Annotated in this window: 5 protein-coding genes; all 5 read right to left on the reverse strand. The window is 76.5% G+C overall.

Annotated features, from left to right (window positions below):
• Positions 1-37: 37 nt before the first annotated feature.
• From J7W19_RS33345 to J7W19_RS00430, 5 genes are read right to left on the reverse strand one after another with little or no spacing between them, the layout of a single operon-like run.
• Positions 38-8,083, reverse strand: a complete 8,046-nt coding sequence (locus J7W19_RS33345) for a non-ribosomal peptide synthetase (protein ID WP_210455237.1) — start codon at positions 8,081-8,083, stop codon at positions 38-40.
• Positions 8,065-11,679, reverse strand: a complete 3,615-nt coding sequence (locus J7W19_RS00415) for a non-ribosomal peptide synthetase (RefSeq protein WP_004942671.1) — start codon at positions 11,677-11,679, stop codon at positions 8,065-8,067. Before J7W19_RS00415 ends, J7W19_RS33345 begins: the two co-directional genes overlap by 19 nt.
• Positions 11,676-17,201: a type I polyketide synthase gene (locus J7W19_RS00420; RefSeq protein ID WP_004942673.1), complete on the reverse strand. Its 5,526-nt coding sequence runs from the start codon at positions 17,199-17,201 to the stop codon at positions 11,676-11,678. The genes J7W19_RS00415 and J7W19_RS00420 overlap by 4 nt, the downstream gene beginning before the upstream one ends.
• On the reverse strand, positions 17,198-20,398 hold the full coding sequence (locus J7W19_RS00425; protein WP_004942674.1) for a non-ribosomal peptide synthetase: 3,201 nt from the start codon (positions 20,396-20,398) through the stop codon (positions 17,198-17,200). Before J7W19_RS00425 ends, J7W19_RS00420 begins: the two co-directional genes overlap by 4 nt.
• Positions 20,395-26,814 carry a non-ribosomal peptide synthetase gene (locus J7W19_RS00430; RefSeq protein WP_078587912.1) on the reverse strand — a complete coding sequence of 2,140 codons (6,420 nt, stop codon included), beginning with the start codon at positions 26,812-26,814 and terminating at the stop codon, positions 20,395-20,397. Before J7W19_RS00430 ends, J7W19_RS00425 begins: the two co-directional genes overlap by 4 nt.
• Positions 26,815-26,836 lie beyond the last annotated feature (22 nt).

Genomic DNA, 26,836 nt, shown 5'->3' on the forward strand with positions numbered 1-26,836 from the left:
GGAACCGGCGGGGCCCCGGCGGGCCGGCGGGTGGTCGTCATGCTCGGTCATCGCCACTCCCGGGTGCGGGCCGGCTGTCGCGCAGTGCCGAGGCCGCCTCGGCGTCGGACAGTGCCTCGATCCGGTCGAGCAGTTCCGCCAGTCGCCGGTCCCGTCCGGCCGCGGGCAGCCGGGTGTGGTCGACCTTGCCGTTGGGGGTGGTGGGCAGGGCGGGCAGGCGGACGAGTTCGGCGGGGACCGCGTACGGCGGCAGCCGGTCGGCGAGCAGCGCGGTGAGCGCGTCCGCGGACGGTGGCCGGGCCGGTTCGGCCGGTACCCAGTACGCGACCAGCCGGCGGCCGCCGCCGGGTGCCGGGTGGGCGACGACCGCCGCCTCCCGCACCCCGGGGTGGCCGCCGAGCACCTGCTCGACCTCCCCCGGTTCCACCCGGTGGCCGCGGATCTTCACCTGGCGGTCGGCGCGCCCCGCCAGGAGCAGGGTGCCGTCCGGCAGCCGGCGTGCCAGGTCGCCGGTGCGGTAGCGGCGGGCGCCGGGGGCGGCAGGGTCCGGCACGTAGGCGGCGGCGGTGGCCGCGGGCCGGCCCAGGTAGCCGCGGGTGACGCCCGTCCCGCCGATGTACAGCTCGCCCCGCACGCCGGGCGGTGCGGGCAGCGCGTCGTCGACGACGCACGCGCTGAGGCCCGCGATCGGGGTACCGACGGGGATGGGCGCCTCGCCGGGGTCCGGTGCGACGTCGTGGGCACAGCAGCCGACGGTGGTCTCGGTCGGCCCGTACTCGTTGACGAGCCGGGCGCCGGGCGCGAAGGCGCGGAGGGCGCGGACGTGGCCGGCGTGCAGGGGTTCGCCCCCGGCCACGACGGTGCGCAGTGCGGTCGGCGCGCCCAACTGGTGGGCGAGGGCGGCCAGATGGGCCGGGGTGATCTTGAGCAGGGTGTGGTGGCCGGCGGCCAGTGCCGCGCCGAGGGCACCCGGGTCGCCGGAGTCGGTCAGCCGCGCCTGCCCGCCGGCGGCCAGCGGTGCGAGCAGCGCGGTGACGGTCAGGTCGAAGCCCAGCGAGGAGTGCACCGGGGAGACGGTCTCCTCGTCGAGGCGGTAGTGGCCGATCGCCCAGCGGAGGTAGCCGGCCAGGGCGCGCTGCGGGACGCCGATCGTCTTGGGCGTCCCGGTGGAGCCGGACGTGGCCATGACCGCCGCCAGCTGCTCCGGGTGGACGGACACGGGGGCGATGGGCGCGCCGAGGTCGTCCGGGGCCACGACGGGCAGGCCGCAGGCCCGGAGCGGGGTGTCGAGGCCGGCGGGCAGGACGAGCAGGCGGGCGCCGGCCTCGGTGAGCACCTGCCGCTGCCGCCGGGGCGGGTGGACCGGGTCCAGGGGCAGGTAGGCGGCTCCGGCGTGGAGGGCGGCCAGCAGCGCCACGACGGCGTCGGCGCGGCGCGGCGCCCAGATCCCGACGACGGTGTCCGGCCCGGCGCCCGCGGCCCGCAGCGTTCCGGCGAGGCGGGCGGCGCGCCGGGCCAGGGCGCCGTGGCTGACCGGCCCGTCCTCGCCGTCGAGCGCGATCCGGTCCGGGTGGTTCCGGGCCTGGGCCGCGAACAGGGCGTGGACGGAGCGCTCCGCGCGGTGCGGCGCCGGGCCGGCCGGCCGGTCCGTCAACGGCGTGTCCCGGTACGGCCGGTGCGGGGCGTCGGCGGCGGCCCGCAGCGCGCGGCGGTAGTACGCGGCGAACTCCGCGACCTGCTCGTCGGGGAACTCCCGCGGGTCCGACTCCAGCAGCAGCCGCAGGCCGCCGCCGTCCGTGGCGTCGACGTTGAAGTGGGCGGTGAGCGGTACGTAGGTCTGGTCGGGGGCCCGCAGGTCGGAGACCGCCATGCCGTCCAGGTCGGCCAGCGCGCGGTAGAGGTGGAAGTGGGTGAACACGAAGAGGGTGTCGAAGAGCCCGGCCGCGCCGTGGTCGCGCTGTGCCTGGGCCAGCGGATAGCGGCGGTACTCCCCCGTCCGCGCCTCCGCGGCGTGCGCGGCGCGGGCCAGGTCGGCCCAGCTCCCGCCGTCCACCCGCTGCCGCAGCGGCAGGATGTTGTTGAACACCCCGAGAACGCGGTCGCCGTCGTGCCGTTCGGGGCGGCCGTGGGTCTCCACGGCCGTGATGACGTCGGGGTCGCCGGACAGGGCCCGGACGACCCGCAGGTGGACGCCGAGCAGAACGTGTTTGAGCCCGACACCCAGCTCGCCGGCGAGCGCCGACAGGCCCTTGGCGACGGTGTCCTCGACGGGGACGACGTGACGGTGCTGGCGGATCCCGTCCGGCCCGGGCGGTGGCACCGGGCGGCGGGGCAGCGGGTGCGGCCGGGCACCGGCGAGCTCCGTCCGCCAGAACTCCCGGTGCGCCGGATCGTGTTGGGCGGCGCGTTCGAGGGCGACGAACTCGCGGTAGGAGGCGGCGGGTGCCGGGAGGCTGAGAGGCGCGCCGCGCAGCGCGGACCAGTAGTCGCGGAGCAGTTCGGTGAGCACAGTGGCCACGCACCAGCCGTCGAGGGCGAAGCTGCTGACGGTCAGCCGGAATCCGGCGGCTCCCGCGTCGTGCGCGGTGAACCGGGCCAGCGGTCCGGTGCCGACGTCGAGGGGGCGCTTGCGTTCGGCGTGCAGCCACGCGTCGAAACCGGCGGGGTCGGACGACTCCACCACCTCGAGCGGGGTGGGCAGGTGGGTCCAGACGAGCTGGGTGGGCTCCGGGTGGGACACGAGGTCGAAGGAGGACCGCAGATAGGCGTGCCGGTCCAGCAGCCGGTCCACGGCCGCGGCGAGCCGTGTGCGGTCCAGGGGCGTGGAGACGGCGACGCTGGTGACGTAGACCTCGTAGCCGGGGTTGTGGTCACGGTGGAAGAGCACGGCCCGCTGGGCCATCGACATCGGGTAGGCGTCCTCCAGGCCGGGCACGCCGGCGGCTTCCGGGCAGAGGGCGAACGGCCCGGGGGGCGTCTCCTGTCGCGCCGGTCGGCGATCCGCCCGCTCGTCGGCGTGGCGGGCGAGGGCGGCCACGGTGGGCAGGCGCAGGAGGTCGGTGACCGTCACCGGGAGCCCGGCGGCGCGCAGGGCCGCCGTCACGCCGAGGGCCCGGACGGAGTCGCCGCCCAGGGAGAAGAAGTCCCGGTCCACGCCGACGACTTCCCGTCCGAGGCGTTCGGCCCACACCCGGGCGACGAGCCGTTCGGTCCCGGTCGTGGGCGGCCGTCCGCCGTCCGGGGGCGGGGCCGCCGCCGGGTGGGGCAGCGCCCGGCGGTCGAGCTTGCCCGCCGGGGTGAGGGGCAGCCGGTCCAGCAGGGTGAGGGCGGCGGGCACCAGGTGGCCGGGCAGCCGCCTGCGCAGCGCGTCCCGCAGGGCGTCCGCCGCCGGGGCCGGGCCGACCGGGTCGGCGACCGCGTACGCCGCCAGCCGCCCGTCGTGCGGGACGACCGCGGCGTCGGCGACGCCGGGCAGGGCCCGAAGCGCCTCCGCCACCTCGCCGGGCTCGACCCGGATGCCGCCGATCTTCACCTGGTCGTCCGTGCGTCCCCGGAACACCAGTGCCCCGTCGGCCCGTTGGCGGACGAGGTCCCCGGTGCGGTAGCGGCGCCCGCCGCCGGGGGCCGGAAGGAAGCGCGCGGCGGTCAGGGCCGGGTCGTGGTGGTAGCCATGGGCCAGGCAGGCGCCGCCCAGGTACAGCTCGCCGGGCACCGGGCGGGGCAGCGGGCGCAGCCGGCCGTCGAGGACCTCGGTGGTGGTGTTGGCGATGGGCAGGCCGATCGGCACCGGCCCCGGCTCGGGCGGGCGGCAGGGCCAGGCGGTGACGTCGACGGCGGCTTCGGTCGGGCCGTAGAGGTTGTACAGCCGGGCGTCGAGGAGTCCGGCGGCGCGGTTCACCGCGGCCGCGGGCAGCTCTTCCCCGCTGCACACCACGCGCCGCAGCGCGGGCAGCCGCGTCGTGCCGCGGGCGAGCTCGGTGAGGAACGGGGTGAGCATCGAGGGGACGAAGTGCACGGTGGTGACGGCCTCGCGGGCGATCCGCCGGACGAGTCGCGCGGGGTCGCGGTGGGTCCCGGGCCGGGCCATGACGACGGTCGCCCCGGCGGTCAGCGGCCACAGCAGCTCCCACATCGAGACGTCGAACGTCACCGGCGTCTTGTGCAGGACCCGCTCCCCCGGGCGCAGCCGGTAGGTCTCCTGCATCCACAGGAGGCGGTTGACGATGGCCCGGTGCGGGACGAGCACGCCCTTGGGGTCGCCCGTCGACCCGGAGGTGTACAGCAGGTACGCGGACTGCTCGGGGTGGACGTCCGCCGAGAACCGCTCGCCGCCGGTGGCACCCTCACGCACGGTCAGCGCGCGTACGCCGGGACCGGCCGCCTCGGCCGCGCGCGAGGCGGTCCCGGTCTCGGTGAGCAGCAGCCGCGCCCCCGAGTTCGCGATCGTCCGGGCGAGCCTGTGCGGGGGGTCCTCCGGGTCCAGGGGCAGCACGGTGGCCCCGGCGTGCAGGATGCCGAGGTAGGCGACGGGCAGCCAGGGGCCCCGCTCGACGAGCACGGCGACGGGCCGCTCCGGGCCGGCGCCCTCCCGGCGGAGCCGGGCGGCGAGGGTGGTGGCCGCGCGGTGCAGGGCTCCGTGGCTGATGTGGTGGGCGGTGCCGTCCGGGGCGGGTGCGACGACCGCCGTCCGTGCGGGATCGCGGCGCGCCGCCGCAGCCACGAGCCGGTGCAGCGGGAGGGCGGGCCGGGCCGCCGACGGGCCGCGGCGCGGCCCGGTCTCCCGGCCGCCGGTGAGCGGCAGCGTCTCCACGGGCGCGCCCGGGTCCTCGACGGCCGCCCGCAGCAGGTGGACGAACGCCTCGCTCAGCTCCGCGACCGTGGCCTCGGTGAACAGGTCGGTGCGGTACTCCCACACCCCCGTCAGCCCGTCCCCGAGCCGCGCCATGCTCAGCGAGAGGTCGAGCTGCGACCAGCGGCGCGGCAACGCGAGTGCCTCCAGGTCGAGTCCGCCGACGCGCAGCCGGCCGCCGACGCCCAGGGCGAGCGCGCGGTACCCGTCCGCCTCGTCGCCGTACTCGCGCTGGAGCACGAACAGGCTCTGCAGGAGCGGCGCGCGGCCGGGCGTGCGCGCGGGGGCGAGACGGGAGACGAGCGGCCCGAAGGGGTGGCGGCCGTGCGCGACCGCGTCCAGCACGGTCCGCCGGGTGCGGCGCAGCAGTTCCGTGAAGGTCTCTCCCGGCTCCCGTACGGAGCGCAGCGGCAGCGGGTTGACCAGGTAGCCGACGGCGCCGGCCGCTTCGGCGGTGTCGCGGCGGGCGAGGAGGGTGCCCACGACGAGGTCGTCCTGCCCGGTCAGGCGGTGGAGCAGTAGCTGGTGGGCGGCGAGGAGGGTGGTGAAGAGGGTGCAGTGCCGTTCCCGGGAGAGGGCGGTCAGCCGGGCGGTGAGGTCCGGGGGCAGTCGGAAGGCGTGGGTGGCGCCGGCGAAGCCGCGTTCGGCGGGGTGGGGGAGGTCGGTGGGCAGGTCGAGGGCGGGTGGCGCGTCGGCGAGCCGGTGCCGCCAGTACGTCCGGTCCGCGTCCGTCGCCTCGTCGCCGGGGTCCCCCTCCGGCGCGGGCGGCAGGTCCTCGCCCGCGTGGGCGCGGGCGAGGTCGCCCAGGAGGACGACGAGGGACCAGAAGTCGGCGACCAGGTGGTGGGCGACCAGCAGCAGGACGTGGCCGCCGTCCGTGCGGTAGAGCGTCAGCCGTACGGGCGGGTCGCCGGCGGCCAGGTCGAAGGGGCGGTCGCCCGCCGCGGCCAGGTGTTCGCGGAGCCGGTCCGCCGGCAGGCCGGTGGCGTCGCGTACGTCCAGCTCCGGTCCGTACGGCTCGGTCCGGCGCGCCGGTTCGCCGTCGCGGAGCGCGAAGCGGGTCCGCAGGGCGGGGTGGCGGCGGACGACGCGGCGGACCGCCTCGGCGAGGGCCTCCTCGTCGACGGGGCCGCGGAGGGCCAGCGCGCGGACGAGGTGGTAGGCGGCCGCGTGCGGGGCGAGCGCCTGTTCGTACCACAGGGCGCGCTGCCCGTGCGTCAACGGCCGCCAGACGCCGGTGACTTGACCCTCGGGCGCCCGGGTCGGGCGGGGGGCGGCGAGCGTCAGCTCCGCGAGCCGGCGGTAAGTGGTATCGCCGAGCAGGGCGGTGATGGGCAGGGTCACGCCGTAGGCGGACTGGACGTGGTGGTGGAGCCGCAGGGAGGCGAGCGAGTCCAGGCCGAGGGCGCTCACCGGCTCGTCGGTGCCGGGGAGGGGCCCGGCCAGGCCCGCGTGGGCGGCGGCCAGGTCGCGCAGCGCCGTGGCCAGTCGACCGGGGTCCGTGGTCAGGGGAAGGGCCTCGGTGCCCTCCTCCCCCGCCGGGAGGCGGACGGCCGTGTGAACGGGGAGCGTTCCGTCGAGGTAGGCCGTCCGGCAGTGGCCGCGCCGCACCTTTCCGCTGGTGGTCTTGGGGATGCCGCCGCGGCGCAGCACCAGCAGCGTGTGCGGGGCGACGCCGTGCCGCGCGGCGAGCGCGGCCCGGACGGCCTCGGCGACGGCGGCCGGGTCGGCGGCGCGGTAGGAGGTGAGTTCGCAGACGAGCACGAGCCGCTCCGCGCCGTCTCCGGGCACCGCGAACGCGGCGGCGCAGGTCGGGCGGAGCGCCGGGTGGGCCTGCTCGGCGGTCCGTTCGAGGTCGTGCGGGTGGTGGTTCTGGCCGCGGATGACGATGAGGTCCTTGTGGCGTCCGGTGAGGAAGAGTTCCCCGTCGTGCAGGGCGCCCAGGTCCCCGGTCCGCAGGTACGGTCCTTCGCCGCCGGGCAGGCGGGCGGCGAGCAGCGGCGCGGACTCGCGCGGGCGGCCGAAGTAGCCGCGTGCCACGCCCGGGCCGCGCACCCAGACCTCGCCGACCTCTCCGGGCGGGCACTCCCGCGCGGTCGCAGGGTCGACGATCCGGAGGGTGGTGTCGAGGCCGGCGGTGCCGTTGCCGACCAGTTCCAGGCCGTCCTCGCCGGGTCCGGCGGGCCGGAGCCGGCCGGCGCGCAGGGCGGCGCGGTCGGCGGTCAGGGTGCGGGGCGGCACTCCCTTGGGGCCGGTGGCGACGAGCAGGGTCGCCTCGGCGAGCCCGTAGGTCGGGAAGTGCGCGCCGGGGGTGAAGCCGTGGGGGGCGAAGCGGTCGGTGAACCGTCGCAGGGTGTCGGCCCGTACGGGTTCCGCGCCGTTGTAGGCGACCTTCCAGCCCGACAGGTCCAGTCCGGCCCGCTCGTCCTCGCCGACCCGGTCGACACACAGGTCGTAGGCGAAGTTGGGGCCGCCGCTGGTGTGCGCCCGGTAGCGGGAGACGGCCCGCAGCCAGCGGGCCGGGCGCTGGAGGAAGGCCATCGGCGGCATCAGCACCGACAGGGACCCGAGGTAGAGGGGCTGGAGGAGGTTGGCGACCAGGCCCATGTCGTGGAAGAACGGCGCCCATCCCACGAAGGTGGAGTCCCGGTCGTGGCCGCAGGCGGCGGCGATGCAGCGCTCGTTGGCCAGCAGATTGCCGTGGCCGACCATGACGCCGCGGGGGCGGCGGGTCGATCCGGAGGTGTACTGGAGGAAGGCCAGGGCGTCCGGTCCCGCGACGGGGTCGGTCCAGGTCCCGGCGGCGGAGTCGGGGACGCCGGCCACGTCCAGGGTGGCCAGGCCGGCGAGCCCGGCCTCGGGGGCGCCGGCGGTCAGGGCCAGGGCGGGGCGGGCGTCGGCGCGGATCCCGGCGAGCCGTTCCGCGCTCGGGCCGGAGCGCGGCTCGTCGCAGGGGACGGCGACCACGCCCGCGTACAGGCAGCCCAGGAACGCCTGGACGTACTCGGGCCCGGAGGGATAGGCGACCAGGACCCGCTCCCCGGCCAGGCCGCGGTCCTGGAGGACGGCGGCCACGGCGCGGGCCCGCCGGTCGATGTCGGCGAAGGAGAAGCGGACGCTCTCCGTCTCGCCGTCGGGCAGGAACGCGTACGCGGGACGGGCGGGGGTGCGCTCGGCGTGACGGCGCGCGATGTCGACGATGCCGGCCGGCCGGCTCATTCGGGACGCGGGCACGGCTGTCCTTCCTGCGGTGTGGTGCGGGGGCCCTGCGGTGTGGCGGCGGGTGGCCGGGGTTCGGTGGCGGGTTCCTGCGCTGCGGTGCCGGGCTCCCGTGCCTCAGCGCCGAGTTCATCCGCTGCGGTGCCGGGCTCCCGTGCCTCAGCGCCGAGTTCATCCGCTGCGGTGCCGGGCTCCCCCTTCGTAGCGGCGGACTCCTGTGCTGCGACGGCGGGCTCCACCGGGCCGGCGCCGGGCTCCCCCGCCGTACCGCCGGGTTCCATCGCCTCCGCCGCCGCGAGGGCGCGCAGTACCGCGGTGCGTTCGGCGCGGCGCCGGAAGTCGTCCACGGTCACGGCGAGCGTCGCGATGTCGAGGGCCTGGTAGACCCGGCGCACCGGGAGGTCCACGGCGAACTCCTCCACCACCCGGGAGTGGAACTGGGTGACCGTCAGGGAGTCGCCGCCCAGGTCGAAGAGGTTGTCGTGCGTCCCGATGGTCTCCGGTGGCGCCTTGAGGAGGGCGGCGAGCAGCCGGGTGAGGGTTCGTTCGGTCGCGGTGCGCGGGCGTTCGCGGGCGGGTGCGCGGTGGGCGGCCGGGTCGGGCAAGGCCGCCACGTCGAGCTTGCCGTTGCGGGTCAGCGGGATCCGCTCCAGGAAGACCACCGAGGCCGGCACCAGGTGGCGGGGCAGCCGCTCGGCCAGGTGGGCGCGGAGCCCGGGCCCGTCACAGGCACGGGTGTCGGCGACGACGTACGCCGCGAGATGACGCCGGTCGCCGTCGCCGCGTGGCACGACCACGCAGTGGCGCACGGCGGGATGGGTCAACGCGGCGGCTTCGGTCTCGGCGGGCTCGACGCGGTAGCCGCGGACCTTGACCTGTGCGTCGGAGCGGCCCGCGTAGTCCAGGCCGCCGTCAGGCAGCAGCCGGGCCAGGTCTCCGGAGCGGTAGCGGCGCGCGCCCGGCCGGCCGGGGGTGTCGTCCGGCAGGAAGCTCCGGGCGGTGAGGCCGGGCCGGCCGAGGTAGCCGCGGGCCAGTCCGACGCCGCCGACGAACAGTTCGCCCCGCCCGCCCGGCGCGACGGGCCGGCCGTGGGGGTCGAGAAGGTCGGCGCGCTGCCCCGGCAGCGGCCGGCCGACGGGACTGCCCGACCGGTCCGCCGCCGTCATCCGGCGGACGGTGACGTGGATGGTGTTCTCGGTGATGCCGTACATGTTGACCACGGCCGGGCGCCGGTCGCCCAGGGCGTCCCACCAAGGCGTCAGACGGGCGGGCTCGCACGCCTCGCCGCCCAGGACGACGAGTTCGAGCGCGGTGGCCTGGGCCGCCCGGCGCACGGCGGTGGGCAGGAGGTGGTGGAACGCGCTGGGGGTCTGGCTGAGGACTTCGACCTGTTCGTCGCGGAGGGTGTCCCACAGTTCGTCCGGGGCCCGGGCCACGTCCGGGGGCACGAGGACGAGGCGTCCGCCGGCGGTCAGCGGGCCCCAGACCTCCCAGACGGAGAAGTCGAAGGCCGGCGAGTGGGTCGCCGACCAGGTCCGGGGGGCGTCCAGGGCGGGCAGGGCCTCACGGCACGCGGCCAGGAGCCCGGTGACGTTGGCATGGGTGACGAGCACGCCCTTGGGGCCGCCGGTGGAGCCGGAGGTGTAGACGGCGTAGGCGAGGTTGCCGGGCAGGACGGCCCGGGCGGTGGGCTCGGGGGCGCCGTCCGGGAGGGTGGCCGTGACGTCGACGCGGTGGAGCGGGGGAAGCGCGGTGTCGGAGACGATCAGCGTCGCTCCCGCGTCGGCGGCGACGGAGGCGCGGCGCTCGGCCGGGTCGCCGGGGTCGAGCGGCAGGTAGGCGGCGCCGGACTTGAGGATGGCGAGGGCGCCGACGACCCATTCGGGGCCGGTGGGCAGGCACAGGGCCACCAGCCGCTCGGGGCCGGCGCCGTGGGCGCGCAGCACCGCGGCCAGCCGTTCGGCGCGGGTGTCGAGCGCCCCGTAGCTGAGCTGGGTGCCGCCGCAGCTGACGGCGACGGCGTCGGGGTGGCGTGCCGCCGCCCGCGCCACCGGCTCGTGGAGGCACTCGTGTCCTTCGCGCCCGGGCCGCCGGTCCACGGCGGCGGCCGGTACGGGCGCCGCCGGGGCCTCGGGGTCGGCGACCGCGCGGGCGAGGGCGGCGTGGAAGGACGTGAGGATCCCCCGCGCGACCGGCTCGGCGATCCGGTCCCGGTCGAACTCCAGCTCCAGGCCCATTCCGCCGTCGGCCCGCGCCGTCGCGGTGAGGGCCAGCGGGAACTTGGGGGCCACGGGCGGCGAGGGCAGCACCTCGGCGTCCAGGCCGGGGAGGCGCACGGCGGTCCGCGGGGTGTTCTGGAAGGCGAACGACGCCGAGAACAGGGGGTTCTCCGCGAGGTCCCGCTCCGGACGCAGCGCGTGCACGAGCCGCTCGAAGGGGACGTCGGGTCCGTCCAGCGCGTCCTGGACGTGCTGCTGGGCGCGGGCGGCGAGCCGGGTCAGCGGCTCGGTCCCGTCGCTCGTCAGCCGCATCGGCGCGATGGTCGCGAAGCAGCCGATGAGCGGCTCCAGTTCGGTGCGCGGCCGGCCGGCGACGGGGATGCCGACCATGACGTCGTACGGGCCGGGCGGGCCGGCCAGGGCGAGGCCGAAGGCGCTCAGCAGGAGCGGGAAGAGCGTGGTGCGGGCCCGGCCGCCCAGCTGCCGCAGGCCGGTGACGAGGGCGGCGGGAAGGTCCGTCCGTACGGTGCCGGCCGGCGCGTGGGAGGGTTCGGCGGGCGGGGGCCCGAGGACGTCGAGTGTCGCGGGGGCGCCCCTCAGGTGCCGTGCCCAGCGGGTCGACCGCTCGGCCGTCTCCGGCCGTTCGGCCTGTTCGCGCTGGTACGCGGCGAAGTCGGCGTACCGCAGCGGCAGGGCGTCGAGGCCGGCGGGTGTGCCGTCCCGCCCTGCCCGGTAGAACGTGCCCAGTTCGCGGAGCAGGATGTCGAGCGACCAGCCGTCGCTGGCGATGTGATGGCGGGTCAGCAGCAGCCGGTGCTCCTCGGGGGCCGTTCGGAGGAGCCGGGCCCGCAGCACCGGGCCCTGGGCGAGGTCGAAGGGCCGCCTGGCCTCCTGGGCGGCCAGCCGGGCGAGTTCGGCGTCCCGGTGGTGTGCGGGGAGCCCGGTCAGGTCGGTCAGGGGCAGCGGCGGCGTGTGGGCCGGTTCGACGACGGGCCGGGGCAGGCCGCGGCTGATGGCGTACCGGGTGCGCAGGACGTCGTGCCGCCGTACCACCTCGGCCAGGGCGGCGCGCAGGGCGGCCGGGTTCAGGGGCCCGCGCAGGGCGATGTGCAGGGGGATGTTGTAGGCGCTGTCGTGCGGGTGGAACTGGTGGAGGAGCCAGAGCCGTTCCTGGGCGAAGGACAGCGGCGCGGGCCCGTCGTGGCGCGGGATGCGGCGGTCGGCGCGCAGGTGGGCGAGGAGTTCGTCGCGGCGGGCGCGGATGGTGGCGAGGAGCTCGTCGGTGAGCGCGCCCCGGGGCGCGCGGCAGTGCAGCCGGTCCCCGTCGGCCGTGAGGGTCACCTGCCGGCCGCGGAGCTCGGTGAGCAGGTCGGTGATGCGGGGCGTGGTCACAGCACCACCTCTTCCTGGCCGGGCGTCTCTTCCGGCGGCGGGCCGGTGGCGGCGGCCAGCGCCGCCACCGTGGGCTCGTCGAACATGCGGGCGACGGAGATCTCCACCCCGTAGGCGTCCCGCAGCTGCGACAGCAGGCGCAGGGCGAGCAGCGAGTCCCCGCCGAGCGCGAAGAAGTCGTCGTCGAGGCCGACGTGTTCGACGCCGAGCAGGTCGCGGTACCAGCCGGCGATCCGCCGCTGGGCGGGCGTGTGGGGGGCCGCGTACGGCGCGGCGGGCGCGGAGCGGTCCCGGGCGGCGGCGATCCTCAGGTCGCCGAGGGCGGCGAGGTGGTCGTCGGTGGTGTACGCCGCGTGCCGCGCGAGGAGTTCGTCGAGGTCCTGGGCCGACACGATGACGTTCGGGCCGGTGTCGGCGGCGAGCAGCCGGGCGAAGACGTCGACGCCCTCCTCGGGGCTGATCGCGCCGAGCAGGTCGCCCCCGGGCGGTACGGGCAGGTCGGCGCCGGTGCCGTAGCGCTCGGTCAGACGGCGCTGGGCGGCGGCCCACATGCCCGACTCCCGCCAGTCGGTCCAGGCGATCGACAGGGTTCTGCCGGGGCGGCGGGCCGCGCGGTGGGCGGCGTAGGCGTCGAGGAACTCGTTGCCCGCCACGTAGCCGACCTCGCCGAACTTCAGCTTGTGCAGCACGGTGCCGATCGAGGAGCACAGGACGAGGAAGTCGAGGTCGCGGTGGGCGAACACCTCGTCCAGGACGAGGGTGCCGGTCAGTTTGGCGGCGAGGGCGGCGTCCGTGCCGGCTCGGTCGCGACGCTGGATCATGCCGGCGGTGTCGGGCACCCCGGCCGCGTGCACCACCCCCCGGACGGGGCCGTGGGCCTGTTCCACCTCGTCCGCGAGGGCGCGCATCGCGTCGTGGTCGGTGAGGTCGGCCCGGCGGACGACGACCGTGGCGCCGGTGGCGGCGAGGGAGCGCAGCCGCCGGACGACGGCCGCCTCCGGGTGTCCCGCGGGCAGCCCGTCCCACGCGCCGGGGGCGGGAAAGGGCCGCCGGTGGGTGAGGACGACGGTGGTGCGGGCGCGGCCCAGGTACTCGGCGAGGTGGAGGCCGATGCCGCCGAGGCCGCCGCAGACGAGGTAGACGCCGCCGGGCCGGACCGCCGGGCGTTCCGGTGCGGCGGGGAGGGGCTGCCGGACGGGGCAGGGGGTGAAGCGGCGTCGGCCGCGGCAGGCGGTGACGGTGGTCTCGCGCGCCGCGCCGAGTTCCCGGACGATCAGGTCCGCCAGCCGCTCGGCGTCCAGGCCCGGCTCCACGTCCAGGGCGGTGCAGGCGATCCACGGGTACTCCCGGGGGATCACCTTGGCCGCGGCCGGGACGGTGGCGTGCTCGGGGTGGGCGAGGTCGTCGCCGAGCACGTCGTGGGCACCGGTGGTCACGGTCACGACGCGGGCGGGGTGGCGCTCCTCCAGCGCGCCGAAGGCCCGGGCGAGGTGGAGCAGGTTGTGCAGCGCGGCGTCCTGGGCGGTCCGTACGCCGGCGGCGCCGGTGGCGCGGCCGCGGTGGGACGCGTCGCGCAGCGGCCACAGGTCGACGGCCAGGCGGGTGGCGGGGCCGACGAGTTCCCGGTACCGCTCGGGGCCCGGCGGTCGGCCGCCGCCGACGGTGGTGACGGGCACGCCGAGGGCCTCCAGCCGGCTCGCGACGGCCTTCGCCGTGTCCCCGTCGCCCAGCAGCAGGCAGCCGCCCGTCAGCGGGGCGGGGTCGGCGGGCGCGGCGTGCCGCCAGCCGCGGGCGTAGCACCACGTGCCGACGTCCCGCTTGCCGACGGACGGTGCGGCCGCCGCCGGCCGGGGGGTCTGCCGGGCGAGCAGCAGGGCCGCGTCCTGGGGGCCGTCGGGCGGCACGATCACATCGGCCGTGGCGAAGTCCTCGCCGGCCAGGAGGGCGCGCCAGCCGGCGGCGTCGAGCAGCGGGCCGTGGGTGCGCCGGTCGGTGTGGTGCCACCAGCCGTCCGTCAGGCCCCAGATCATCGTCAGCCAGGGGTCGTCGGCGGTGGTCTCGATCAGCGCGAGGGTGCCGTCCGGTGCCATCAGGGAGCGCAGATGGCCGAGCGTGGTGCGCAGGTCGGGGGTGGCGTGGACCACGTCGAGGCCGCAGACGACGTCGAACCGCTCGCCGGCGAAGCCCTGTTCGCCTGGGTCGCGGGCGATGTCGAGGACGCGTGCGCGGACGAAGTCCAGGCCGCGCCGGGCGGCCTCCCGGCCGAGTGCGGTCACGAAGTGCCGGGAGATGTCGGTGGCGTGGTAATCGAGCCGGCCGGGGGCCCGGGTGACCAGGGCCTGGGTGAGGCTGCCCGCGCCCGCTCCGGCCTCCAGGACGCGCAGCGGGCGGCCGGGTTCGCGGCCGGCCGCGAGCCGGTCGAGCAGGGAGCCGGCCAGCCGGGTGAGGCGGCCGGTGGCGCGGTGGTCGGCGGTGCCCTCGCCCAGGGTGCGGCGCAGGAGGTCGCCGCTGCCGGCCGGATAGAGGACGTCCAGTGCGGCTCCGGGGGTGGACAGGGCGCGCGGATAGCCCTGGGCGCAGTGCCGGAGCAGGTCGACGAGCCCGGAGAAGGACGGGTGGGCCGCGGTGATCTCCGCGGCGATCGTCCCCGCGTCGTCCGCGGCCGGTGCGGAGGCGGCCAGGGTGCGCAGGTAGTCCAGGAAGCGGTGGAATCCGGGCAGGACCCCGCTCGCTTCGACGCCGGTGGCCAGGTAGTCGCGGGCCAGGGCGGCGCACAGCCGGTTCAGCCCCGTGCGCAGTCCGGGCCGCTGATCGACGGCGAGCGGCGGATCGCCGTCCGTCCGCAACTCCGCGCGCAGGGCGGTGGCGAGGTCCGTGGGTTCGGACTCGTCCGGCGCGTCGATCCAGTGCCGTACCCGTTGGAAGGGGTAGCCGGGCACGGTGGTGCGGCGGGGGCGCCCGGGGCGGTGGAACGCCGTCCAGTCGACGGCGCAGCCCGAGCGCCAGAGTGCGGCGACCGCGTGGGTCAGAGAAGCCGCCTCGTCGGGGGCGGCCAGGCAGCGGACGGTGCAAGGGGGCTCGCCGGGGCCCGCGGCGCGGCGGGCCAGGCCGGTCAGTCCGGCCCGCGGCCCGGTCTCGACCAGGGCGACGGGGCCGAGGTCCAGGCAGCGCCGCAGGCCGTCGGCGAAGCGGACGGGCCGGCGCAGGTGGGCGAGCCAGTACGCGGGGGTGGTGACCGCGGCGTCGGCCCAGTCGCCGGTGAGGGAGGACACGTACCGCAGCCGGGGCGGCCGCAGTCGGACGCCTTCCAGCACGCCCCGGAAGCCGTCCAGCAGCGGTTCGACGGCCGCCGAGTGGAAGGCGTGCGCGGTGGCCAGCTCGGCGGCCGGCACTCCGCGCCGCGCCAGCCGGGCGCGCAGCTCCGCCACCGGCTCCGGGGGCCCGCCGACGACGCAGCGGCCGGGGGCGTTGAAGGCGCTGAACTCCACCTCCGGGGGCAGCAGCGGGCGCAGGTCGTCCGCCGTGAGCGGGACCGCGAGCATGCGGCCGGGCGGCATGGTGTGCTGCGCTTCCGCCCGGGCCCGGACGAGCGTCAGCGCGTCCGGCAGGGACAGCACCCCGGCCAGCGTCGCCGCGACGTACTCGCCGAGGCTGTGCCCGAGCATCGCGGCCGGGCGCACACCCCAGTCCATCAGGGTGCGGGCGAGGGCGTACTCGACGGCGAAGAGGGCGGGTTGCGCGGCCCTGGTGTCGTCGGCCGGGGCCCCGAGCGCGGCGTGGAGGTCGGTGCCGAGCGGGGCGAGCCCTTCGGCACAGGCGTCGAAGTGGGCGCGGAACGCCGGCACGTCCGCGTACAGGCCGCGCCCGGTGTCCGGCGGGAGGGTGCCCTGCCCGGGGAAGAGGAACACGGCCTCCCTGCCGGGGAGCGCGGTCTCGCCGCGCGCGCCGCCCAGCAGGCGCGCGGCCTCGGGCAGGTCGTGGCACACGACGGCGGCGCGGTACGGGAAGGCCCGGCGCCCGGCCAGCGTGGCGGCGAGATCGGCGAGCCGGGTCCCCGGCTCCGGGGCCGACCACGCCGCCAGGTCCCGGACGGCCTCCGCCAGTGCTTCGCGGGTGCGGGCGGACACCACCAACGGCATGGGCACCCCGGCGGTCCGGTCCGTGCGGGGGGCGGCCGGCGGGGCCTGTTCCAGGATCACGTGGGCGTTGGTGCCCCCGATGCCGAAGGAGCTGACGCCGGCCCGGCGGGGGTGGTCCGCCTCCGGCCAGGCGAGGGTGTCGGCGGTGACGTAGAAGGGTGTGGTGGCGAAGTCGATGGCGGGGTTGGGCGAACGGTAGTGCGGGGTGCCGGGGATGACGCCCTCGCGGACCGCCAGCACGGCCTTGATCAGCCCGGTGACGCCCGCCGCCGCGTCCAGGTGGCCCACGTTGGCCTTCACCGAGCCCAGCGCGCAGAAGCCGCTGCGGTCCGTGTGGGCGCGGAACGCCCGGGTGAGCGCGGCCACTTCGACGGGATCGCCCAGCCGGGTGCCGGTGCCGTGCGCCTCCAGGACGCCGACGGTCGCGGCGGAGATCCCGGCCACCGCCAGGGCCTCGGCGACGACGGCGCTCTGGCCGGTGACGCCGGGCGCCGTGTAACCGACCTTGTCGGCGCCGTCGTTGTTCACCGCCGAGCCGAGGATCACCGCGTGGACGCGGTCCCCGTCGCGCACGGCGTCGGCGAGCCGCTTGAGCAGGACGAGGCCCACGCCGCTGCCGCCCACCGTGCCCGCCGCGCCGGCGTCGAAGGGGGCGCAGCGCCCGTCGGGTGAGTAGATGCCGTCGTCGGCGTGCACGTACCCCTGGCCCTGCGGCACTTGGAGCGAGACCCCGCCGGCCAGCGCCATGTCGCATTCCTCGGTGAGCAGGCTCTGGCAGGCCAGGTGCACCGCGACGAGGGAGGACGAGCAGGCCGAGCCGACGGCGTAACTCGGCCCGGTGAGGCCCAGTTTGTGGGACACGGTGGTGGCCAGGAAGTCCTTGTCGTTGTGGATCAGCAGCGGGAAGCCGCCGAGCAGGCGCTGTGCCGCGCCGCCGGGCAGGACGTTGCGGATCAGGTACGAGCTGAGGCTCGCGGAGAGGAACACCCCGACCGCGGTGCCCGTCGCCGCCGGGTCGTAGCCGGCGGTGTCGAAGACGTGCCACGCCTCCTCCAGGCAGAGCCGGTGCTGCGGGTCCATGACTTCGGCCTCGCGCGGCGAGCAGCCGAAGAACTCGGCGTCGAAGAGGGAGACGTCGCCGAGGACGCCTTCCGCGCCGACGAACCGCGGGTGGCGCACCAGTTCGGGGTCGCGGCCCCGGGCGAGGCGTTCGTCGGCGGTGAAGTGGCTGATGGCGTCCTCGCGGTCGAGCAGGTTCGTCCAGAGGCGGTCCACCCGGTCCGCTCCGGGGAAGCGTCCGCCCAGCGAGATCACGGCGATCCCGTCGGCCGCGTCAGTCGTGTCAGCCGCGTCGAGCCCGTCGCCCGCGTCGGCATGGCTCATCGTCCGCCGCCTTTCCTGCGGCGCGCGGCCACCGCGGCGCGGCGCCGGCCGGCCCGGAGGGCCGCGTCGCCGACGGCCGTCTCGCGCGCGTCCTCCTGCCCGTCCACGAACGCGGCGAGCGCGGCGACGGTCGGCAGCCGGAAGACGTCGGCGAGCCGGAGGCCGGGATGGACGGACGCGACCAGCCGGTGGTGAAGGCGCAGCAGCGACAGGGAGGTGCCGCCCGCGTCGAAGAACCCCTGGTGGATCCCGATCCGTTCGGCTCCGAGCACCTCGCGCCAGATCGCGGCGACCGCCTTCTCGACGCGGGTGCGGGGCGGGGCGTACGCGCCGTGGTCCGGCCGGTGTCCGCGCGCCCGCCGGGCGAGGGCGGCCCGGTCGGTCTTCCCGTTGGCGGTCAGCGGCAGGGCGTCGCACACCACCAGCGCGGCGGGCACGAGGGCGGCGGGCAGGCGCGAACGCAGCGCGGCGAGGGTGCGTTCGGGGTCGACGCGGGCGCCGGGCGAAGGGGTGACGAAGCCGACGAGGCGGTGGTTCTCCGCGGTGGTCCCGGCGAGCACGACGGCGGCCGCGGCGACCGGCGCGCACTGGCGGAGGGCGGCTTCCACCTCGCCCGGTTCGATGCGCACCCCGCGGAGTTTGATCTGCTCGTCCTTGCGGCCGAGGAACACGAACCGGCCGTCGGGGCGGCGTACGGCCAGGTCCCCGGTGCGGTAGAGCCGGGAGCCGGGCGGTCCCGTCGGGTCGGGCCGGAAGGCGTCGGCGGTCGGTCCCGGCCGGCCGAGGTAGCCGCGGGCCGGGGCCGTACCGCCGATGAGGAGTTCACCGACGACCGCGCCGGGGAGGGGGCGCTGCAGGTCGTCGGCGGTCCACACGCGGGCCGCGCCGAGCGCCCGGCCGATGGCCGGCGCCCCGGTGCCGCCCGCGGGCACGAGGGCCGCGGTGGCGTAGGTGGTGGCCTCCGTGGGGCCGTAGAGGTTGCGGACGGCGGCCTTCGGCAGGCGGGCGTGCAGCCGGGCGGCCAGCTCCGCGGTCAGGGGCTCGCCCGCCAGGTTGACGGCCGTCAGACCGTCCGGCAGGCCGTCGGCGTCCAGCAGGGCGGCGGCCGCGGAGGGCACGGTGTTCAGGAGCGTGGCCGCGGGCGCCCAGGGCAGGGCGGGCACGTGCAGGGCGCTGTCGGCGAGGACGACGGTGCCGCCGTGGGCCAGGGGGGCGAACAGCTCGAAGACCGACAGGTCGAAGCCGGCGGAGGTGGTGGCCAGGACGGCGGCCAGCTCCCCGCCGTCGAAGGCGCGGCCCGCCCAGCGCAGGAACGCCGCGGCGCTGTCGTGCTGGAGGGCCACGGCCTTGGGCCGGCCCGTCGAGCCGGACGTGTAGAGGAGGTAGGCGAGGCTGGTGGGCAGGTCGGGGCCGGCGTGGTCGGCGTCGTCCCCGGGCCGGGCCGGCGGTGGCGGTCCGTCCACGTGGTGCACGGGGGTGCCGGCCGGGGCCGGCGGGGTGCCGAGCGCGGTCTCGGTGAGCAGCAGCGCGGCCCGGGCGTCGTCGAGCATCAGCCGTACCCGCTCGGCGGGCAGCGCCGGGTCGACGGGCAGGTAGGCGGCGCCGGCCTTGAGGACGGCGAGGAGCGAGACGAGGAGTTCCGGGCCGCGTTCCAGCCGGACGCCGACCACGTCCTCGGTGCCGATGCCCGCGCGGCGCAGCCAGGCGGCACGCCGGTTGGCGCGGCCGTTCAGCTCCCGGTAGCTGAGGTGACGCGTGCCGCCGACGACCGCCAGGGCGTCGGGCCGGCGGGCGGCGGACTCCTCGACCAGCCGGTGCAGGGGGCGGTAGGGGGCCTCCGGCGCGGTGCGGGGGGCCGTGGTGTCGGTGAGCCGGCGCCGCTCCTCGTCGGTGAGCAGCGGCAGGCGGCTCAGCGGTGTGTCCGGCGCGCGGACCCCGGCGGCCAGCAGGACGCCGAAGTGGCGGGCGAAGGCGGCGAGTTCGGCCGGTTCCCCGTGTCCGTGCTCCGCCTCGACGATCAGCCGGAGCCCGTCGGGCGTCTCGGTGGCGGTGACGGCGAGCTCGTACTTGGCGGCCGGGGCGGGGACGGGTACGACGCGGGCGCGGACGCCCGGTAACGCGGGTGGGGCCGGGGGGCGTTCGTGGGCGAAGAGGATCTGGAAGAGGGGGCTGACGTCCGGGTCCCGGTCGGCGCCCACCGCGTCGACGATGTCCTCGAACGGTGTGGTGCGGTGCTCCAGCGCGCCGAGCAGCGTCTCCCGGGTGCGGGCCAGGACCTCGCCGAAGCCGGGGTCGCCGTGCAGCCGGAGGCGCAGCGGCAGCAGGTTGAGCATCGGGCCGACGGTGGCGAGCCCTTCGGGGTCCTCGCGCAGTCCGACGGGTGAGCCGATCACCACGTCCGTCCGGCCGGTGTACCGGGCGACCAGGCAGGCGAGGGCCGCGAGCAGCAGCACGTAGCCGGTGACGGCGTGCTCGCGGCAGAAGTCCGCGGTCGGGGCCGGATCGTCGGTGCCGTAGTGGACGGTGGCGCGGGCGGGCGGTCCGGCGGGCCGGCCGGTGCCCCGGAAGACGGTCGTGCGGGGTGGCGCGCCGGACAGTTCGCGGCGCCAGAACTCCCGCCCGGCCTCGTCCTGTTCCGCCGCCCGCGTCCGGCACTGCCGTCCGTAGCCCGGCGCGGGTGTGCCGAGGGGGTCCGGGCGCCCGGCGAGGGCCGCTCCGTACGCCTCCTCCAGTTCGCGGCAGACCACGTGGAGCGAGCCGCCGTCGAAGACGATGTGGTGGACGGAGAGGACGAGCAGCGCGTGGCCGGGGGCGCGGCGCAGCAGGGTCCATTCCGCCAGGGGGCCGGTGTCGAGCCGGAACGGCCGGGCGGCGGCGCACCGTAGCGTCCGTGCGGTCTCGGCCTCGGCGGCGGCGGGGGTCAGGTGGGTGAGGTCCACGGTCCGCAGGGGCGCCGCCCGGTCGGTGACCCGTTGGCGGGGGGTCTCCCCCACCGACGGGAACACCGTGCGCAGCGCCTCGTGCCTGCGGCCGAGCCGCCGTACCACGTCCCGCAGCGCCGCCGGGCGCGGTGTGCCGGTGAGCTCGATGGCGGTGCAGATGTTGTAGGCGGGCACCTCGGGCGCGAGCCGGTGCAGGAACCACATGCTGCGCTGGGCCGGCGAGAGCGGGTGGGTGGTGTCGGCGGCCGGGGTCATTCGGCGGCACCTCCGGTGGCCGGGGCGGCCGCGGGGCCGGTGAGGCCGGTCCCGCCGCCCGCGAGGCGGGCCTTGTCGATCTCGTGGGCGAACTCCCGCAGGGAGGGCGCCTCGAAGAGGCGGCGGACGGAGACGCGGGTGCGGAACATCTTGTTGGCCGCGGCGGTGGCCTGCATCGCGCGCAGGGATTCGCCGCCGACGTCGAAGAAGCGGTCACCGGCCCCGATCCGGTCCAGTTTGAGGACGTCGGCCCAGATGGCGGCGAGCGCCCGCTCGGTGTCGGTGCCGGGCTCGACGTACTCCTGGTCCCGGGTGAGCTGGGCGTGGCTGGGGGCGGGGAGCGAGGCCCGGTCGACCTTGCCGGCGGCGGTCAGCGGTACCGCGTCGAGGACGATCACCGCGGTGGGCACCATGTAGCGGGGCAGCCGGTCGCGGACGTACCCCTGGATGTCGGCGGGTTCGGGCCGCCGGCCGGGGGCGGGGAGGACGTAGGCGACGAGCACCTGGTCGCCGGGGTGGTCGCCGCGTGCCATGACGATGGTCCGCTGGAGCTCCGGGTGGGTGTCGAGGACGGCCTCGATCTCGCCGAGCTCGACCCGGAAGCCGCGGATCTTGACCTGGTGGTCGGCGCGGCCGAGGAACTCCAGGTTGCCGTCGGGGAGGTAGCGGCCGAGGTCGCCGGTGGCGTAGGCGCGGCCGCCGGGAGCCGTGGCCTCGGGGTCGGGGCGGAAGGCGGCCGCGGTGTCCCGGGGGCGCCCGAGGTAGCCGCGGGCCACGCCGGCGCCGCCGATGGAGAGTTCGCCGGCGACGCCGAGGGGGACGGTGCGTCCGCGGTGGTCGCGGGGGTGCACCCAGGTGCCCGCGACCGGCCGGCCGATGGGGAGGTGGGGTCCGTCGTGCTCGTTCTCCTGGGACCAGACGGTGCTCCACACGGTGGTCTCGGTGGGGCCGTACTCGTTGTGGAAGGTGCTCCCGGGCAGCAGGTCCCGGCAGGCGGCGGCCAGTTCGGCCGGACAGGACTCGCCCGCGGCGATCACCGTGCGCAGGGAGGCGAGGTCGCCGGGGGCGGCCTGGTCCAGGACGGGCGCCAGCAGGGAGGGGATGGCGAGGGTGTGGGTGGGCCGTTGCCGGGCGATGGTCTCCACCAGCGCGGCGGGGTCGAGTTGCTGTCCCTCGCCGGGCAGGACGAGGGTGCCGCCCTGGGTCAGCGTCCAGAAGATGCCGGCGACCGAGCTGTCGAAGGCGAAGGAGGACAGCAGCAGGAACCGGCCGGGTCCGGCCGCGTAGTGGGCGCCGCGGGCGGCGAGGGAGGCCACGACGTTGCGGTGTTCGACGACGATGCCCTTGGGCTCTCCGGTGGATCCGGAGGTGTACATCACGTACGCGGCGTTGCGGGGCGTGGCGGTGGGCCCGGGGTCGTGCGTGGCGGTGCTGCCGTCGGCGGCGTCGGTGGGGAGCGCGCGGACGCCCGCGGGCAGCCGCCCTTCGAGGCCGGGCCGGTGGAGGACGGCGGCGGCCCCGCTCCCGGCGATGACGGCGGCGAGGCGCTCGTCGGGCTGGGCCGGGTCGAGCGGGACGTAGGCGGCGCCCGCCTTGAGGACCGCGAGGAGGCCGATGATCTGGGCGAGGGAGCATTCGGCCAGGACGCCGACGACGCTCTCCGGGCCGATGCCGAGCGAACGCAGGTGGTGGGCCAGCCGGTTGGCGCGGCGGTCGAGCTCGCCGTAGCTGAGCACGTCGGTGTCCAGCTGGACGGCCGGGGCGTCGGGGCGGTCCGCCGCCCGGTCCGCCACCAGGTCGTGCAGGCACCGGTCGGCCGCCGGCGCCTCGGGCCCGCGGGTGAGGACGGCCAGTGCGGCCCGGTCGCGGTCGGAGCGGAACTCGTGCCGGTCGTAGCGCCCGTCGGGGTCGGCGACCAGGGCCGCGAGGACGCGGGCGTAGCTGTCGCGGACGCTCTCCATGAGGGCGTCGGAGAACTGCAGGCTGTCGTACTCGATGCGGACCTCCAGCTCGCCGGTCTCCCGGTTCAGGCGGAAGATGCCACAGAAGGGGAAGGTGGACTCGCCGTAGAGCTCGTTGGCGACGTGGCCGACGCCGCGGTCGATCCAGCGGTCGAGCACGTGGAAGACGTGGTAGTTGGTGAAGAAGAACAGCGTCTCGGCCAGGGGTTCGTTGCCCTGGTGGCGCTTGAGTTCGGCCATCGGCAGCCGCCGGTACGGCATCGAGGCGCGCTCGGACTCCAGCGTGGCGGTGATCAGGTCGGCCCAGGTGCCGCCGGTCATCCGCACGCGGAGCGCGAGGCTGTTGACGAACAGCCCGATCGCGGTGCTGCCGTCGGCGGTCTCGGGGCGGCCGTTGGTGACGGTGTAGGTGAGGGTGTCCTCGTGGCCGCCGTAGAGGGACATCACCACCATGTGCGCGGCCAGGAGCACGGTCTTCAGCGGGACGGCGTGGGCGGCGGCGACCCGCTTGAGGCCGTCGGAGAGTTCGGTGGGGACGGGGACGGCGATGCGGGTGATGTCCCGGTCGCCCTTGTCGGCCCGGGGTCCGGTGCCGGGCCTGGGCAGCCGCATCAGGGTGGCGTCGGCGAGGTAGGAGTCCCAGAACTCGTAGTTGCGGCGGTCCGCGAGGGCCTCCAGCTCCAGGGCGACGGCGTCGCGCATGCCGGCGGTGGGTGGCTTGATCGCGATCGGCTCGTCGTAGATCACCGAGAAGTAGTGGCTGAACAGCTCGGTGATCATCAGGGCTTCGCTCCAGCCGTCCACGATCTCGTGGTGGAAGCCGTAGGTGAACTGGAAGACCTCGTCCTCCAGGCGCTGCGCCATGAAGCGGATCAGCGGGAACTCGTGCAGCTCGAAGCCGCGTTCCTTCTCCCGCTCGATCCACTCCTCGACGCGGGCGTCCTGCTCCTCGGCGCTCCTGCCGCGCAGGTCCTCGTAGTGCAGCGGATCGGCGAACTCGCGGTGCACCAGTTGCAGCGGGCGGCTGAAGCGGCTCATGTCGAAGGAGGTGCGCAGCATCGGGTGCCGCTCGACGAGCTGGCGCACGACCATCCGCAGCACGGCGAGGTCGAACGGGGCGCGCAGCCGCACGGACGCGATGGCGTGGTAGACGGCCGACTTCGCCGCGAAGTCGCGGTGGAAGATCATGCCTTCCTGGAGCAGGTTCAGCGGGAAGGCGTCCTCGACGTCGTCCGGCACCAGCGCCCGGTCCTCGGCGGAGATCAGCGCGAAGGGTTCGGTGACGGGCGTCCGCGGCAGGTCCTCGCGGGCGTCCAGGTGCGCGGCGCAGGCCCGGACGGTGGGGTGCCGGTGCAGGTCGGCCACGGTGACCTCGACCCCGCGGGCCTGGGCCCGGCTGGCGACCATGACGCTGCGGATGGAGTCGCCGCCCAGGACGAAGTAGTTGTCGTCGATGCCGACGCGCTCGACGCCCAGCACCTTCGCGACGGTGGCCGCGAGGATCTCCTCGGTGGCGGTGCGCGGCGCGACGTACGCCGCGCCGTCCCGGGCCCGGGCGTGCGGCTTGGGCAGCGCACCGCGGTCGATCTTGCCGTGGCCGGTGACGGGCAGGGCGTCGAGGGTGACGAGGACGGCCGGGACGAAGTGCTCGGGCAGCCGCTCCCGGCAGTACGCGATGAGCTCCTCGTGCGGGGGCGCCTGGGCACCGCGGGCCGGGACCACGTAGCCGGTCAGCGTCAGCTCGCCGGCGAGCGGCGACGAACGGCCGGGGTCCTCGTCCAGCCGGGCGACCACGACGGCCTGGCCGACGCCGGGGTGGGAGGCGAGGACGGCCTCGGTCTCGGCGGGCTCCACCCGGACGCCGCGGATCTTCACCTGCGCGTCGGTGCGCCCGAGGTACTCCAGGGTGCCGTCGGCGCGCCGGCGGGCCAGGTCGCCGGTGCGGTAGACCCGGCCGCCGTCCGGCGGGTAGTCGCTGGGGAGGAAGCGCTCGCCGGTGAGTTCCGGCCGCCCCAGGTAGCCGTCGGCGACACCGGCGCCGCCGATCCACAGCTCGCCGACGACGCCGTCGGGGACGGGCCGCCGCCGCTGGTCGAGCAGGTGGACGGTGGTGTTGGCGATCGGCCGGCCGATGGGCACCGGGCCGGTACGGGGCGTGGCGGCGTCGACGACGTGCGCGACGCTGCCGACGACCGTCTCGCTGGGCCCGTACTCGTTGACGACCCGCGTCCCGGAGGCCCGGAACGGCTCCAGGCTCTCCGCCCGCACCGCCTCCCCGCCGACGACGAGGGTGCGGACCGCGCCGCGCAGCTCGTCGGGGGTGAGCAGCTGGTTGACGACGTCGAGGTGGGTCGGGGTCAGCTTGACCAGGGTGAGGTCGCGCCGGGAGCGCAGCGCGGCGATCAGGCCGGTCACGCCGGCGGTCTCGGAGAGCATGACCACCTGCCCGCCGGCGAGCAGGGGGCCGAACAGGGTGGTGAGGGTGAGGTCGAAGCTGATGGAGGTGTGCACGAGGGTGCCGGTGCCCCCGTCGAGTCCGTAGGCGCCGGTGCACCAGGTGAGGTAGTTGGTGAGGCCCCGGTGCGGGACGCGTACGCCGTTGGGCTTCCCGGTGGTGCCGGAGGTGTAGACGACGTACGCGGGGGCGTCGGGGGTGGTGGCGATGCCGGTGGGGCCGGCGGGGTGTGCGGCGATGCGCCGCCGGTCGGCGTCCAGCGCGACGGGTGTCACCCCGGCGTCGTCGAGGGTCCGGGTGCCGACGCGGTCCCGTACGTCGGCGGTGCAGAGCAGGACCGGCGCTGCGGTCTCCCTGAGTACGAACTCCAGCCGTTTGCGGGGGAAGCCCACGTCGACGGGGACGAAGGCGCCACCCGCCTTGAGCACCCCGAGGAGCCCGACGAGCAGCTCGGCGGAGCGGCCGACCGAGACCACGACGTGCCGGCCGGGTGTCACCCCGAGCCCGGTCAGGTGGTGTGCCAGCCGATTGGACCGCTCGTCGAGTTCGGCGTACGTGAGGGCGTCCTCGCCCGCGCTGACCGCGACCGCCCCGGGGGTGCGCGCGGCCTGCTCGGCGAAGAGTTCGTGGACCGCCTTGCCCGGAAGTTCCACGCGGGGGCCCAGCCCCGCTTCCCGGAGCAGCCGAGCGGTCTCGTCCGACAGCATGCGGATGTCGCCGACCGGGCCCTCGGGGGCGGAGACGACGCCTTCGAGAATGCGGGTGAGGCAGGCGGCGGCGTTCTCGGGAAACGTCTCGTCGATACGGCCCTCGTCGTATCCCAGTTCCATGTGCAGCCGGGCGCCGTCGCGTCGGGCGGTCAGGCGGACGGGAATCGGCGTACCCGAATCCTGATGGACGGTGGTAAAGGTGATGCCGGCCCGCCGGACCGGTGTATCGGCCTGGTGGTGGGTGAAGGTGAAGCAGGGGCCTTCCGCGGTGCCGTCTAGGCTGCCGAGCAGTTCCGGGTCGCAATGGTCGAGGAGTTCCTCGCCCTCGGCGACGAGCGCGTCCAGAGCGCGCGCGTATTCCGCGAACGCCGTCTCGTGACGGATCTCGTGGACGAGCGGGAGTTCACGCTCGAAGGCGCCGATCGCGGTGCGGAGTTCGGGGTGGGAACGGCCGTCACGAGTGAGGGCGACGGGCAGGTTCCGCTCGCCGGCGAGCCGCCAGACCGCGATACGGAAGGCGGCGTGCAGCACGGTGGCGGGATCGGTGGACAGCTTCCCGGCGACGCCGTCGATCCCCGCCACCAGTTCGGCGGGCAGTTCCCACTCCCGCGCCCGCCACGGGCCCGGGGCGGCGCCGGGCCGTACGACGCCGGGGAGCGGCCCGGTGCCGGCGGTGGCGGTGTGGGCGGCCCAGTGCGCGCGGTCGGGGGCGGCGTCCTCGGCGGTGAGCAGGTCGTGGTGCCAGGCGGCGAAGTCGGCGTACTGCAAGGGCGGCGGGCCATCGGGGGACACGGTCTCCCCGCTGTACGCCGCGAGGATCTGCCCGGCCAGCAGCCGGAGGGAGAGCCGGTCCGCGACCAGGGCGTGCGCGGTGAGCACCAGCACCGCCCGGTCCTCGCCGGCCCGCGCCAGGGCGGCCCGGAAGACGGGCCCGCCGCGCGGGTCGAGGGCGGCGCGTTCGCGGAGCCGGAGCTCGTCCAGTTCCGGGCCCGAGCCGTCGGCGCACGAGGGCGGCAGGTCGACGACGGACAGCGGCTGCTCGTCCGGGTCATGGACGACCTGGACCGGCGCGGTCCGTCCCGCGAGACCGGTGAAGGTCGTCCGCAGCGGCTCGTGGGCGGCCACCACGGTGGCCAGCGCGGCGCGCAGACGTGCGGCGTCCAGGGAACGGTCGACCACCACGGCGGACTGGGTGAACGCACGTCGCCCGCCGTCCCGCCCGCGGGTCAGCATGGCCCATAAATGCCGCTGCTGAGGTGAGACCCGATAGCCGGAATTCGCCGTCTCCATCACGTTCCAACTCCCTTGGCGC

Origin of the sequence: Streptomyces mobaraensis NBRC 13819 = DSM 40847 (assembly GCF_017916255.1) — a bacterium.
GTDB lineage: Bacteria > Actinomycetota > Actinomycetes > Streptomycetales > Streptomycetaceae > Streptomyces > Streptomyces mobaraensis.